Here is a 13,743-nt window from a genome sequence, read left to right as displayed (position 1 = left end):
GCTGGGTGGCGGAACATTGCGCAATTTCAGGTGGAAATTTTGTGATGCCGCCCCCCATCAGCGCGACATCTTCACCGCCGGCGGCAGTAGACTTCTGAGATGTGTGGACGCTATGCCAGCCAGCTTGAATTCGAGTTCACTTTTGACCAGCGTTCATTGCTGGAAAAGATGAACCCTCTGATTGTCGATCAATTGGTGTCACGCGAGCCGCGATACAACATCTGTCCCACTCAGTTGGCTCCGGTCATCGCTCACGGCGAAGACGGTTTCGAGTTGAAAGCGCTCCGCTGGGGACTTGTTCCGTCATGGTCGAAAGACATGAAATCGGCAGGTCGCGGCATCAACGCGCGCGCAGAGACCGTAGCCAAGCTTCCGACCTTTCGAGCCGCGTTCAAGTCCCGCCGAGCCTTGATTCCGGCGACCGGATATTTTGAATGGCAGGGCGATCCGGGCAGCAAACAGCCCTATTACTTTTACCCTAAAGATCGCTCGCTGCTCATGTTCGCCGGCTTGTGGGAAGCCTGGAAAGACAAGGCAGACCCGCAAGCAGAATGGCAAAAGACATTCACCATCATCACCAACGGAGCCGGCCTGGTCAGTTCCAATGTCCATGACCGCGAGCCGGCAATTTTGCCGTGTTCGATGTGGGAGCAATGGCTCACAGGTACGCGTAACCAAGCGTCAGATTTGTTACTGTCGTTACCCGAGGCCGACTTGGCTTATTACGCGGTCAGCAAGGCGGTCAGCAACCCGAAAAATCAGGGCGAAGACTTGGTTGAACCCATATCAATCGAGTAGTCCAAGGGCCGCGGTGAGTCCAGCGCCAGTGGCATCGAAAAAGTGAACGACGTGCTCGATGCATTGGACTGGACGATTATTCGTCCACCGTGGGCTGTCGCAATTTGTTTGGCGATATAAAGACCAAGGCCAAGCCCCGGCTTGGGAGCGTTTGATTTCCCCCGAGTGAACGGCAGGAATAATTTGTCCATCGTTGATTGGGGAATGGGCGTGCCGCGGTTTTCTACTTGGATGGTGAATGCATAATCACCCGAACCGATCACCACGTGTATCGGATGATTCTTGTCGCCGTGGGCAACCGCATTCGATACAAGGTTACTCAGCACTTGTGCGATGCGGCCCTTGTCGCATAGCGGGGACGTTTTTACGTTCACTTGTAGGTTGATGACACGATCGGGATGAGTGCTTCTCACTTCCGAAACCACTTGGGTGAGCTCATCAATCAATTCGTCCTGACGCGTCAGGTTCAAAGCAATCCCGCTACCCAACCGCCCGCGGGCAAGATCAAGAATGTTGTGGATGAGCTCGCCCATGCGCATGGCGCTGCGCTGAATGTGTTGCGCGACCCGGCGTTCGCGTCCTTCGGGAAGATCGCGCGCAAGCATTTCGGCGCCCATGGCGATTGACTGCACGGGCGACCGTAAATCGTGGCCCAGCACGGCTACGAATTCTTCGCGCAAAATGCCGTGCTCGCTCTCGCTGGCGAGCGCCTTCTCCATTGCCTCTTCCCGCAGTTCAGCCGTCAGGGCGGCCGCGAGCAGTGCGGCGAACAACTCAAAGGTTTTCGTGATGTGGGCGGCGTCGAAACCGGCAGCCACCGTATCAACGGCGCATAGCGTGCCAAAGAAGGTGCCGTCTTCAAAAATGATGGGGATGGAGATGTAGCTCTCCAGTCCATAGAGCAGGGGGGTGTGATGCGACGAGTAAGTTGGATCTTGACTGGCGTGATTGAAGACCACCGGTTGGTGATGCAGGCGGATTTCGTTGCATATGGTTGTTTCGAGCGCCAACTCCCCGCCGGGACACAGGCCAAAATCAATCAAATCGTAAACGGCGCAGGCCGTCCAATTGGTTTCGGTGACACGGGCGATGGCCGTGAAACGCATGCCACTGGTGTGGGCCGCCAGCTCCAAGATTTTAGGCACCGCAGAGATGCGGTTGACGGCCGCAACATCCTCAGCAATGGGTCGGGTGGCGGTCAGTGCCATATAAAATCTATTGAATGTCAATTGAAGATACCACTACCGGCAGGCTCAAATGTCGTTGCCGCTCCACGCCCGGACGGCCAGAACAGCTAACTCGTTGGATCACTTGAAGGAATGCATTCTCTCAATCCCTGAGACCGTGGCGATGCTAGTCTTGATTTCCGAACACTAATCAAGATCACCAAATGGCACCCCCCGAACACGGCGGATCCCGACCAGGCGCAGGTCGGAAACCTGGCTCCAACGCTTACGGCGAGCCTACCGAACCACTGCGCGTTCCCGTGTCCCAGAAAGAAAACATTGTCAATTTTCTTGCGGCTTACCGCGAGGCGAGCACCGCGGTGGGTCCACGGCCGATTTCACTGCTTCCAACGGCGTTCCCGTTGCCTACTTTCGCCAGTGGGGCGGCGGCTGGATTTCCTTCGCCAGCAAGCGACTATATCGACGACTCGATAGACATCAATGCCGAAATGATCATTCCTGGACATGAAGCCTGCACTTTTATTCTGAAAGTTCTGGGACTGAGCATGTATCCCATTCTTTTCGATCAGGATCGGATCGTCGTAGATCGGGGGCTTGATCCCATCCACGGAGATATCGTGGTCGCCATTCTGAACAACGAACTGACTGTAAAAACGTTGGGCAACCTGGATGGCAAACTGGCGTTGGTTCCAGCTAATGCTCACTTCAAACCGATTGTGATGCAGGACGGCGACCATTTAGAGATTTGGGGAGTGGTGACCAACTGCTTGCGGAATTTCAAGCGTGGTGGCCGATGAGCACGAGTGGGCGTGGAAGGCCCCAGGCAAGAATCGCGCTCGTGGATGCCAATTCGTTCTACTGTTCAGCGGAAAAAATCTTCCGACCGGACTTGCTCAACACGCCGGTGTGCGTGTTGAGCAACAACGACGGCTGCGTCGTCGCGCGCGATGCTCTGGTAAAGAAACTGGGCGTGCCGATGGGCATGCCATGGTTTCAGATGCAGGGCCTGGCGAAGCAGCACGGCATCTTGGCTTTCTCCTCGAATTAAACACTCTACGGCGACATCAGCCGACGTTTTATGGAAGTGCTGGCCCAGTTTGTCCCACCTTCCGACCAAGAGGTTTATTCGATTGACGAGTGTTTCCTCGACTTCACTCACCAATGGCATCTGGATTTGACCGAGCTCGGCGCCACGATGCGTGACCGCGTGAAACGGTGGACCGGACTGCCCGTTTGCGTCGGCGTAGGCTCGACGAAAACCTTGGCCAAGTTTGCAAACAATGTTGCAAAAAAGCAGACGCGTTGGAACGGCGTGTGCGATCTCACAGTTTTGCCCGAAGCCGACTTGGTGGACCTGTTGAGTCAGTTTGAAGTGCGTGATGTCTGGGGCATCGGCAGAAAAATCGCCATGCAGCTCATGGACTACAACATTCGCACCGCGGCCGACCTGCGCGCGGCCGATGGCAAGCGATTGAAGGAACGCTTTTCCGTGGTGATCGAGCGCACGTGGTCCGAATTGAATGGCGTGAGCACGGTGGCCTGGGAAGACCAGCCACCAGCCAAACAACAGATCATTGCGTCCCGTTCGTTTGGTGGCCCGCTTTACACCACCGAACAGCTGTCGGCACCCATGGCTCTCCACATGGCGCGAGCGGCAGAAAAACTCAGGCAGCAGGGTGGCACCGCCGGTCGCTTCGGGGTGTTCTTGGAAACCAATCGGTTCAGGCCGCAGGATCCGCAATACAGTCCATCAAAAAGCATCGCGCTCCCTATGCCAACGAGCGACAGCGCGGTGCTGACGCAGTGGGCGATGGCCCTAATGAAAGCGTTATGGAAGCCGGGCTTTCGTTACGTCAAGGCCGGAGTGATGCTTCTCGATCTTCGTGAGCTAGGCGTGCTTCAAGGCTCGCTGTTCGACGCGCCACCGCCGGCTCAGGATGTGCGCCGGGAGAAACTGATGGCGCTGCTCGATAAGACGAATGAAAAATGGGGTCGGGGCACGATGGGGAACGGGTCGGCCGGTGTGAAGGATCAGCGTGGGTGGGCGATGAACCGCCAGAATTTATCTCCTCGATACACAACCTGCTGGGATGAAGTGCGAGCCGTCAGCTAAGCAATCGCCCAAGGGCATCGGTGTAAAGAAAAACGGCCTTTTGGGACCGTTTCTTTCATGCAAAAGATGACACCAATTTCAGTCCCGGCTGGCGGTGATGCGGCCCAGCAGAAAGGCAACGCCGGCGGCAATCAACACGGCATTAACAGGTCGCTCAGCAGCCCACTCGGAGAAGCGTTCAACTATGTCTCCGGCCTTGGCCTGGACGTCGCCGGCTTCGGCATGTGCCTTTCCTTTGACCTGCTGGTCCGCATCACCCGTTAACGCGCCGGCTGCGTCTTGGATACGCCCAGCAACTGTATTGACCGTGCCTTGGACTTGATCGACGTTCATGAAATTACTTTGTTGTGGTTGATTGATTTGATTTGAAAGAGCGGGCGAAGCGTCGCGAAGAAGATAGAACTGGCCATCTTTTCGGTCGACGTTCCCAACCAAGTAGCGGCGGTCAAACGGTTTCATAATTTTCAACCGCGCGAGGCCGCATCGGCACGCGCTCTCCGGGTCCAAGGGCGGCCGGTGCCATCGGGAGGGTTGGATTGGTCCGACCCAAGGTGATGTTTTTTCCGGCACGAACGTATCGGTTGGCATATGTCCAGATTTCGCCGGTTTCGGTTATCAAGACCACCCAATACAAGTCAGACTCAGGGCCGTAATCGAGCATCAGATGCGCAAAGCCCTCGCCTTTGGGCGTGTTCATCGGCAGCGGTGGATTGAGTTGGATCATGGTGGTCTCCCCGGGTTTTCACGCACGTTGTCCCACCCATCGTGAATATGCAGCGAAACAAATGTGTGAGAGAAATTGACGCGGGTTTGGAACGATCCAAAGCAAAAAGTTCCACCGGCCACGCAAAGAAAAACCGGGCCGTGAGGCCCGGTTCAAAGGACAGCTAGATCACTTGGCGCTGGCTTCGGATGCGCTGGAAATGTCGTCAGCGTTATTGCGCTTGAATACATCTTTGGCAACGTCCCGCTGCTTGCTATCATCGGTGTGCACCGAGATCAGAATGTTGCCCTCGCGAATTTTCGCGTCATAACGCTTAGCTTCAAATTCGGGAATGCCCAGTCCAACCAGCGCACCGATGACGCCACCGGCGGCCGTGCCGACTGCTGCGCCACCCAGTGCCGCCATGATCGGCCCTGCTGCGATGAACGGACCCACTCCAGGAATGGCGAGCGCACCAATACCGGCCAGCCAACCTACCGCTGCGCCGACACCAAGCCCCGCAATGCCGCCCGTCGTGGCACCCTCTGGCGCTTTCGTGTTGTGCTCGTGAGCGAAATCTTTGGTGCCGCGCTTGTCGGGAAGTAGTGCTGAAATGTCGTCGTTGAAAAAGCCAGCCTGTTGGAGTTCTGAAACAATGTTCTCGGCTTGTTCGACGGTTTTGGTGGTGCAAAAGACAGAAGCATTCATTGTTTTAGATCCTTATTAGTTTTTGACATCGAGCTGGTTATCAACGCTGGACACACCCGACACGGCCTTGGCATCGGCTTCCACTTTCGCTTTTTCGTCCGCGTTCTTGACGGGACCACGCAGCGTCACAACGCCTTGTGCAGCCACCAGTTTGACGTTGTGGGCAGAGGTCGAAAGTGACTTGTCTTTATAAATCGAGCGACGAACGGCAGCTGCCAACTTGATGTCTGCTTTGTCTTCGGGTTGATCGGTCGGCTTCATCGTCTGGGATGAGCGATCACGTTTGTTCACCGCCGTATCGTTGGCAGGTGCCGACATCGTGGAGCTGCTCGACGCGGTTTGTTGTGCTGTTGCGGCAGTGGCGCACGCAAGCAACGAAGCGGATACAGCAGTAGACAGGAGCATGGAACGAATGGGTTTCATAACTAGAACCTCATTGCATGAAAAAAAGCAGCCCGCGCTGCAACCTTGTAATCGGTGCTGCTTTATCCACGAGCACGAGTGAAGCGTCCGTGCAAACGCCCCTGGTGGATACCTTTGTTTGACAAAGGCGGCGGCAAGACGCGCTCATCCAATGTGAAGCAAACCACGACACATGCCTCACATCTGGTTGATGCACTAACCAGCAGTTTGATCTACTGAAGGTCATTGCACTCACGGGTTTGCTACCAGGTGTACTGATGAACTGATCGACAAACAAGGACGACGAATGGCGGCATTGCGCAGCGCACTAACCTACCGCGTGGCTACGTTTACAGGCCAAGTCGCGCATCTTTTGATCGTCAATAAATCATCGCAGCAAATGAACTTTTCATTGGCTGAGCACGTGAAAACAGCGGTGCAAGGACTGCATGATGACGACCGGCGTTGGGTGCTCGCTGAAGTGGATGTACTTTTGCATTCTTTCGGAATTCTGCCAGTAGCTAACGTGGAGAATTCTAAAACACGTTCTGAGCCTCCGGAAAACTTATAGCCCAGATCTCGTCTGTTTTGGATTAAGGACTACGTGATGGCGTGAATCGAAACTTGCAAAAATTCATAGTTGTTGAAGGTTCTTGAACGAAAATCTAGCGTAAAAGATGCGCCGTTCTCACGCCTTCCGCCAGCACTACGTCTGTCGGTCAAGACAGATTCTCTGCCTCGCCAAGATGCGAAGCCGGCAAACCGCGCTGCCCTTACCGCGATCAAAAAACCGCCTGACCTACCGGGCGGTTTTTCTTTGGGTGATACCACCAAATTCAGCTGCTGATATCCAAATGAGGACCAGCAGAAGAGCTGGTGGGATGACGGCCAATCACGGCCATCAGGCGCTCGGAGAATGAGCGTGCATCGACAGGCTCACTTTCCAAGGCGAGCTTCCTCTCCAACGAAGCAATATAGGACTTGCTCTGTTCGTTAAAAAAGTCGAGCGATGCGGAGATCACGCGTTTCCCGCGGCCCGGAAGTAGCGCGCTCGTGTCCACCACGGCAGTCGAGCAGAGGTCATACATCGACTTCATCTCCGCGTGGAACCTTGCTTAAGGCGGGATGATGGAGGTCAACGGGCTTCCCGTTACACTGGATACTATCTGCGCAGTTGCTGCCGACAGCTCTGGCCGCTAGTGTTGCGCTACGGCCAATAATCAGAAAGCATGAGCGAAACTGCTGGCACCATTCTTGTCGCCGATGATCATCCGATGTTTCGCTCGGCGATCGTCCACGCGCTGCGCGCGGCGATGGCGCATTGCCGTGTGCTGGAGGCTTCCAGTCAAAGCACGCTCGAATCCTGCCTTGCGGCAACGCCGGATATCGACCTGGTTTTGCTGGATCTGACGATGCCTGGCGCTATCGGTTTTTCGTCGCTGCTCTGGCTGCGCGGTGAGCGCCCGGACTTGCCGGTGATCGTGATTTCCTCTCAGGACAATCCGCGCACCGCAAGACGCGCGCAGCAGTTCGGCGCGGCGGGTTTCGTACCCAAGGCTGCACCGGTGGAGGATCTGGACAAGGCGGTGCAACGCGTTCTCGATGGCGGCCTGTGGTTTGAATCCGCGAGCGCGGAGCGCAGCGAGCGGGACGCGGTGCTGGCGGCGCGGCTGGCCAGGCTGACGCCGCAGCAATTCCGCGTGCTGATGCTGATGGCCGAGGGCTTGCTCAACAAGCAGATTGCGTCGCGGCTCGGGCTGGCCGAAAACACGGTGAAGATTCACGTGACGGCCGTGCTGTCCAAGCTCGACTGCCGCTCACGCACGCAGGCGGCCGTGCTGGTGAAGTCGCTTGATCTGGATGAGGGCGACGAGACCTCATGACGTGCGCGGCGGTTCGCATGCGAACGGCCTTCCAAGCTTCTTTCTGTGGCTTGACGAGCCGATCCTAATGCCGTCTGGCATTCTGCCGGCTAAAGCAAACAAGGAGCGGCCCATGGAAGCGATTTGCAAGTCGGCGGGGGTCACGGAGACCGAACGGATGCTTGCCGAGTTCTGCGAGAGATCGTTCCTAAAACTCTGGACCTACCCAAATCCTTTCAAGGATGATGGAAAGGAGTTGTGCGACGTCCTCGCTGTGTTCGGCGATCAAGTCTTTGTCTTTTTCGATCGCGAAAAGGCCTTCACAGACTCGCCAGAGGACGACCCGCTGATCGCTTGGGATCGTTGGAAGCGTAGGACCATCGATCGCCAGGTCGTCACTGCCCGCGGAGCGGAGCGCTATCTGCGCACGGGGCGTGGCATCTTTCTCGACCCGAAACAGGCTCAGCCGTTTCCATTGGAAATCAACCTGTCGACGGCAATCGTCCACAAGGTTGTAGTTGCTCACGGGGCCAAGGACGCCTGCAAACGTAGTTCCGAGCAAAACGTATATGGAAGCCTGGCGATTACCTACTCTGATCCAGAGATCAAGTCCGAGCCATGGCCCTTCCACGTGGTGATGGATCGCCAAGACCCGGTCCATGTGTTCGATAGCCACAACATGCCGATCGTGCTAGGTGAGTTGGACACCATCACCGACTTTTCGCGCTACTTGGTCGAGAAGACGCGAGCAATCGGTCGCTTTGACACTTTATCCTATTGCGGTGAAGAGGACCTTCTTGGCCACTATCTGTTGAACTTCGACGCGAAGACGAATCAGCACGTGATCGGCTCCTCGGATGGATCGTTCAATGGCGTGATGATCGGTGAGGGCGAATGGCGAGACTTCGTACAGTCTGAGCTATACAAGAACACGAAGCGCGAAGACGAAGTCTCCTATTTTTGGGATGAACTCATCCAGCGAACTTGTCAAAACGCGCTTGATGGAAGGCTTGGTGGAAACTCCGACCTCCTCCGGGGAAAGAGCGCCATCATTGAGATGGTCAAGGAGCCGCGCTTCGTGCGTCGCGCGTTGTCTAGCAAAATTCGAGAAAATGTCGTCAATTTTCCAGACGGATCTGGCTTCATGCGGCATGTATCGCTCATGCCATCATTCTTCCCCGAAGTTGCCTACGTCTTTCTGCAGATCCGTGCACCCGAAGAATTTCGGAACCAGCCAGACTATCGAGAAAAGCGCATGACGCTTCTGGAGATAGCGTGTGGGTCGGCAAGAAACAAGTTCTCGCACCTCCAGAGGATTATTGGCATAGGCATGGACGCGCCGAAGTTTGCAGGAGATACCAACTCCGAAGACTTCATCTTGATGCCATGCGAACAGTGGAGCGAACAACAGCGAGCCCACTATGAAGAGCAAAATCAACTGTGGCGCTTCTTTGATACTCCACAGGCTCAGCGATACGAGCAAACCGTGACCCAATTCGTGCCGCCAAATGAGTCCTGGCAAGGAAAGAAGGTGGGCCGAAACGACACGTGCCCTTGTGGTTCCGGCAAGAAATACAAGAAGTGCCATGGTAAGGGTTAAGAACGCTGCCGACAGGAACTCAGCAGCCGTAGGCGCGTTCTTCGCTCCTAAGGACTTGAAGAAATCCTCGGCCACGGTACTTCAACCAATTGAACCGATCCATCTGGAAGCCTTCGTGCGCGCCATGGTCAAAATACCCGCGATTGGCGAATCGCCGAAGCAAGAGCTTTCGCCCAGTCAGCTGCAGGTATGCGTTCAGGCTGTCTCGCCGAACAAACAACCCGTGCCTACGCCTTCCCTCGGACGCGAATGCCGCCAGCGAGCCGCTGCCATCAATCCACCCCCGCTGCCGATCCCACTTCAGAGCCAGTGCCCTGATCAGATCTTCGCAAGGCACGCGAAGATGGTCTTGTCGCCCCGCCCCGACATAGGAATAGTCGTACTCCCACTCACCGCCTCGTGACAAAGTCACTTCTGCAAAAAGCATGCCGCCACTTCCGCGATTGAAATAGCCCTCTGCTGCGATCTGGTCGAACACGGGGCCGTCCGGATACTCTGCGAGAAAGCCGCGGTAGCAACTGGCTCCCTGACTGTCGAATGCATCCCGCAAGGCCTGCTGGCCAATGGTCCTCGCCACCGTGCGGCTTGCAAAGATCCCGGTATAGAACCAATTTGAACCCAAGTACGGGTTGGTCATACCGTCGTCCCCGTCCGCGCGATCGTCGTTCCGGTCGCTCAAGGCGATTGCAACCCACTCCTCGCCAGAATTGGACCTGCGAAGAATAGACTCGTCATGCGGTGGGTAATCGTCCTGTCGAGCCCACGCTTTCGTATCACTCGACCGATCCGGATAGGCAGCTCGAGGCCAGTCCAGGACCTCGTCCGGATACTCTATCGGCACGCTGATGTCGCGCATATCAGTTGGATCAGTTTTGCGAACATCCACGGACCATAAGTGTCCTGGACCGGGCTTCCAGTTCCAGGAAGTGGTCCTCGGAGGCACATTGTCTGCTAGCAAGCCAATGAGACGGTGAAGAGCTATCCAGTAATACTTCTTACCCAGGCGCTCCGCGAATCCCTTTCGGCCGCGCCCCTGACCGTACCTCTGAGCGAGCACCAAATCGTGTGCATGGGCGACTTGCTCGTGTCCTGGATATCCAAGTCTCAGGGCCTCGGTCATGATCCAGCAGGCGATGTTTTCATAGCTGATGCCGGCGCCCTCCAAGTCGAAATCATGAATCTTTGACTCGACTTGATAGCGCCAGAAGTCACATCCCAATGACTCGCCCCACAATTTCATGTTGGAAGGCAGCCGCTCAATATCCAATAGCGGCTTGGCATCGGAAATAGTGGGCCACCGCTTTGGCAATTCCACCTTCTCCGGATACGCCTCCAGTCCTCGCGCAGTGCGATCGGAAAGCCACGCGGGATCGAATAGCTTTGCAAGCAGTCTTACGTAGTCACGTACGAGCACGTTCTGTCCGTCGGAAAACGAGGACGAAAGCAGGCGCTCGAGCAGAGGCGCGAAATTCTTGGCGCCGTCCCGGTCCAAGAGGCACGCGCCATAGAATCCCAGCGCAATACTCTCCAGGATGTAGTCGTCGTCGCAGTACTGGAACTCTTCGAGAAGCCCCTGGCCAACGTCTGGATCCATACTTAGAACGCGGGTAAGTGCTTTGGTGGACAAGTCACGGATTCGACGATCGGAGCACGACGATAGCCAGGCCAGCGTCGTGACGCACTCGTGTCGGCTCCCCTGCGGCCAGCGGAGCACGTCTGCGTACAGGGCGGCCTGAATGAGCGACCATACTGAGCCTTTCGCGTCGAAGGATTCTAGCGCCGCGATGGTCAAGAACGCATCGCGATCCACCATGGTGGACTTCTGTAGGAAGTAGCCGAGCCAACGCGTTGCGTTCAAGGGATGATCTGGGACCAGGCTGAGGCGAAAAAAAACCTCGTAGCACTGCTTCCAAAGACCCGGTGTGTTCAAGGCGCCATAGACTTCCTGCTGGATCTTCCAGGAGACGCTCTTGCGAGAACGCCAAGGCAGCCCTTCAAGAAATAGGCGGTGGGCTCGAGCTGGCTCCAGCAACAATTCAGGCGCAGTCAACTCCATGCCAGTTGTTTCGGGCAGGACTGCCGCCAACGCCTCAAGAAGCCCCTCGTCTTCGTCAGTCAGCTGGCTCAACTTGACCGCCAGTGCGGCGTGGTCAAGTCCACCTTGCTTGACGCTTTCGATAAGACTGTTGGCGCGCAGCGTGTCGCCGTAGCGCTGGTATCCGAGGCGGACGAGCCACTTGTCGTCGGCGGCTGGAGAAAGAATCACAAGCCCTTCGTACTGCAGCTGCTTCAGCATAGCCTCTGGAGTCACCTCAGAGCCGAGCAACGGTCGCACAGCGTCCGTACACGCTTCCCACGTGCGCTCCTGAGGCAAGTTCTGTATCAAGGTCTCGGCTAGTCGGACCATCGAAGCCCGAACCACGTTCCTAGGATTGGAGTAATGCAGCCGGCTTCGAATTTGCGCGTCGCAGTGCTTCAAATGGCTGTCGAGAAGAGCGGAAAATCCCGGAAGCGAAAGGTCAAGCGAGGTTAGGCCTTCGGCCTTGAAGGTCTTACAGGCCAAGTGCAGAAAAAGGGGATTGCAAAGCTCGGGTGAAAATAGCGGCGTGATTTCGGTGTCCAGCCCGTAGTAAGTTGCAAACGCCTGAAGTGCCTCGAACTCCTGGCCAGCAAAACCAATGTGCTCGAACGCGAGGCCAGGAAACCGGGAGTCGACGACCAAATCGCGGTACGTGTCTCGCGTAGAGACGCAGATCTTGATTCCGGGGTATGGCTTGCACTGTGCGAGCAGCTCAGGAAGCTTGTTCTTCCACAATGAACTTTGCGGCGTCTCGTTCAAGGCGTCGATGTACAAGACAAAGGGTAGGCCGGTGCCCGTAGCGCAGGCTTCCAGGCACTCAAGCAATTCAAAACGACCAACCGCACTGCCGAATCCTAACTTGCTGCGGACGACCTCCCAAGGCTCTTCCTTTCCGAAGTCCTCTCCGAATACAACGAGAGAACTGCCGCCGCGAGCAAAGCGACGAAGCGCGGCACTCACGATGGCGTGGGTCTTGCCTATTCCGGCCGGACCGACGAGCAATAGTGAATGTGTCGTTGCCGCACCGATCTCTTGGGAGGCTAGTACGGATTGAAGCCGAAGCGACGATTCTTCCCACTTTCTCGCCGCGTCCATTTCGCCGGCGGGAAATGTGCACATGTACTCGGCCATGAACTGGCGGAAGCTAGGCGTGTCCTTGTCGCGACCATGAGTCGCATAGAAAGCCTTCTCTTGCGCGTCACGAGCTTTTGCTAGGAGCGGGTTCAAACGGCGCAGGTACCCGAGGGCAAGCTCGGCCTGCGATCCCGCGACAGAGAAGCTGGTTATTCCGGCGCACGCAGCCACTACATCGCGCACAAGCTTTCGAGCCACCCCAGCGTCAGTCTTGCCAAGGATTTCAAGCGACTTATCACCCCACCCACGCAGTTCGCGAAACTCGCTCGAAGCGGGCGCCAGCTCGCCCTCCCGCCAGCCCTGAAAATCCCCTATGCCTCCGAAAAAATCTAGGCCCGCATGCGCATTGGTGACTACATCGAGTGCCGATGAAAACCGAGGGCCTGCGAATGCGGCAGCAACTTCCAGCCCATTTTGAATTTGGGCCGGCGTCAGCACCGAGTCGTCGAACCAGTATCGACGCATTCCACCGTGCTTATCCAAGTGGAGGAGCTGGCTGCGGATGACTGCCGCAGTGCACAACACGACCTTTAGAGGCCGAGCGCGCTTCACAGCAGCTGCCTCTACCTTTGACTTCCACACCTCAAATCGCTCGGCTTGGCTGGTGCCGCGGCTACCGCCCGCGACACGTCCGGTAAGATCGAAAGGAATGTAGATCCAATACTCGGCTAGATTTGGATGATTCGCTAGCGCGGTGCCGAGCGACTTGGAGATCTGAGACAGTTCAGCTGCGCGAAGCTCGAAGAAATACTTTGCCTGGACGCCCAGGATCTCGCCGCTTGGGGAACGAAAGTATGCTTCGACACCACCATCGCCCCCGTCGCCTCTCAGGCTAACGAAGCTTGAATCGACCGGCGGCGTGCAGCTGTTCCTAAACAGCTGCACTGAAAGCGCTTCAAAGCTGTCGTTGCGACTCTTAGGTGCGGATCGCATCTTGGTGAAGTCAATCGTCGCCATGAGTACACTGCTGAGATTTTCCGGCAGAGTACTAGGATCCGACCAATTCAATCCAATCAGATTGTCGACGGAGTACGGTCAGCTCTCGCGAAACCCGTGTCACCGGTTCGGTACGTGCCGGAGCCCGCGACCAGGCCCCGCCATCGAAGCCTGCTTTGAGGACAGCAAGCAGGCCTGGAGGCGATTGTTCTCGATCGTC

General features: G+C 56.4%; 13 protein-coding genes and 1 pseudogene. 7 read left to right on the top strand and 7 right to left on the bottom strand.

Going from position 1 to position 13,743, the window contains the following annotated elements; translation table 11 throughout:
• The first annotated feature begins 99 nt into the window (after positions 1–99).
• Complete coding sequence (locus tag HDE78_RS14815; protein WP_179480854.1) at positions 100–798, top strand: SOS response-associated peptidase; 699 nt, start codon at positions 100–102, stop codon at positions 796–798.
• On the opposite strand, the gene HDE78_RS14810 is transcribed toward HDE78_RS14815, so the two are convergent.
• Positions 759–2,006 carry a GAF domain-containing sensor histidine kinase gene (locus tag HDE78_RS14810; protein WP_179480852.1) on the bottom strand — a complete coding sequence of 416 codons (1,248 nt, stop codon included), beginning with the start codon at positions 2,004–2,006 and terminating at the stop codon, positions 759–761. The genes HDE78_RS14815 and HDE78_RS14810 overlap by 40 nt on opposite strands.
• Before the next feature lie 278 nt (positions 2,007–2,284).
• Here HDE78_RS14810 and HDE78_RS14805 point away from each other — a divergent pair, with 278 nt between their 5' ends.
• From HDE78_RS14805 to HDE78_RS14800, 3 genes and pseudogenes are all read left to right on the top strand, one after another.
• Entirely contained in the window at positions 2,285–2,782 is a 498-nt protein-coding gene (locus tag HDE78_RS14805) for a S24 family peptidase (protein ID WP_345776071.1), read from the top strand.
• Positions 2,779–3,252: pseudogene (locus tag HDE78_RS21095) on the top strand (hypothetical protein); the annotation flags it as partial. The gene HDE78_RS14805 and the pseudogene HDE78_RS21095, both read left to right, overlap by 4 nt.
• A gap of 141 nt (positions 3,253–3,393) precedes the next feature.
• Complete coding sequence (locus HDE78_RS14800) at positions 3,394–4,098, top strand: DUF4113 domain-containing protein (RefSeq protein ID WP_345776077.1); 705 nt, start codon at positions 3,394–3,396, stop codon at positions 4,096–4,098.
• A 78-nt stretch (positions 4,099–4,176) separates the two neighbouring features.
• Here HDE78_RS14800 and HDE78_RS14795 read toward each other — a convergent pair whose 3' ends face one another.
• From HDE78_RS14795 to HDE78_RS14780, 4 genes are all read right to left on the bottom strand, one after another.
• The gene (locus HDE78_RS14795) at positions 4,177–4,557 is read right to left on the bottom strand and encodes a CsbD family protein (protein WP_179480849.1); all 381 of its coding nucleotides are present in this window, start codon (positions 4,555–4,557) and stop codon (positions 4,177–4,179) included.
• A complete protein-coding gene (locus tag HDE78_RS14790) occupies positions 4,544–4,822 on the bottom strand; it encodes a hypothetical protein (RefSeq protein WP_179480847.1) in 279 nt (92 codons plus the stop codon). The genes HDE78_RS14795 and HDE78_RS14790 overlap by 14 nt, the downstream gene beginning before the upstream one ends.
• A 168-nt stretch (positions 4,823–4,990) precedes the next feature.
• The gene (locus tag HDE78_RS14785) at positions 4,991–5,509 is read right to left on the bottom strand and encodes a hypothetical protein (RefSeq protein ID WP_179480845.1); all 519 of its coding nucleotides are present in this window, start codon (positions 5,507–5,509) and stop codon (positions 4,991–4,993) included.
• Between the two features lie 15 nt (positions 5,510–5,524).
• Entirely contained in the window at positions 5,525–5,932 is a 408-nt protein-coding gene (locus tag HDE78_RS14780) for a BON domain-containing protein (RefSeq protein ID WP_218862400.1), read from the bottom strand.
• 286 nt (positions 5,933–6,218) lie between these two features.
• On the opposite strand from HDE78_RS14780, the gene HDE78_RS14775 reads away from it, so the two are divergent.
• Positions 6,219–6,482, top strand: a complete 264-nt coding sequence (locus HDE78_RS14775; protein ID WP_179480843.1) for a hypothetical protein — start codon at positions 6,219–6,221, stop codon at positions 6,480–6,482.
• 265 nt (positions 6,483–6,747) lie between these two features.
• On the opposite strand, the gene HDE78_RS14770 is transcribed toward HDE78_RS14775, so the two are convergent.
• The gene (locus HDE78_RS14770; protein WP_218862398.1) at positions 6,748–6,999 is read right to left on the bottom strand and encodes a hypothetical protein; all 252 of its coding nucleotides are present in this window, start codon (positions 6,997–6,999) and stop codon (positions 6,748–6,750) included.
• A gap of 141 nt (positions 7,000–7,140) precedes the next feature.
• Here HDE78_RS14770 and HDE78_RS14765 point away from each other — a divergent pair, with 141 nt between their 5' ends.
• Entirely contained in the window at positions 7,141–7,794 is a 654-nt protein-coding gene (locus HDE78_RS14765) for a response regulator transcription factor (RefSeq protein ID WP_179480839.1), read from the top strand.
• Between the two features lie 112 nt (positions 7,795–7,906).
• Complete coding sequence (locus tag HDE78_RS14760) at positions 7,907–9,373, top strand: SEC-C metal-binding domain-containing protein (RefSeq protein ID WP_179480837.1); 1,467 nt, start codon at positions 7,907–7,909, stop codon at positions 9,371–9,373.
• 19 nt (positions 9,374–9,392) lie between these two features.
• Here the strand turns inward: HDE78_RS14760 and HDE78_RS14755 are convergent, their stop codons facing one another.
• Positions 9,393–13,544, bottom strand: coding sequence for an ATP-binding protein (locus HDE78_RS14755; RefSeq protein ID WP_179480835.1), 4,152 nt, complete (start codon positions 13,542–13,544; stop codon positions 9,393–9,395).
• Between the last annotated feature and the right edge of the window lie 199 nt (positions 13,545–13,743).

The organism is Rhodanobacter sp. K2T2 (genome assembly GCF_013408815.1).
GTDB lineage: Bacteria > Pseudomonadota > Gammaproteobacteria > Xanthomonadales > Rhodanobacteraceae > Rhodanobacter.
Note: the sequence above shows the minus strand (reverse complement) of the source record. Positions and strands in the feature narration are given on the sequence as shown.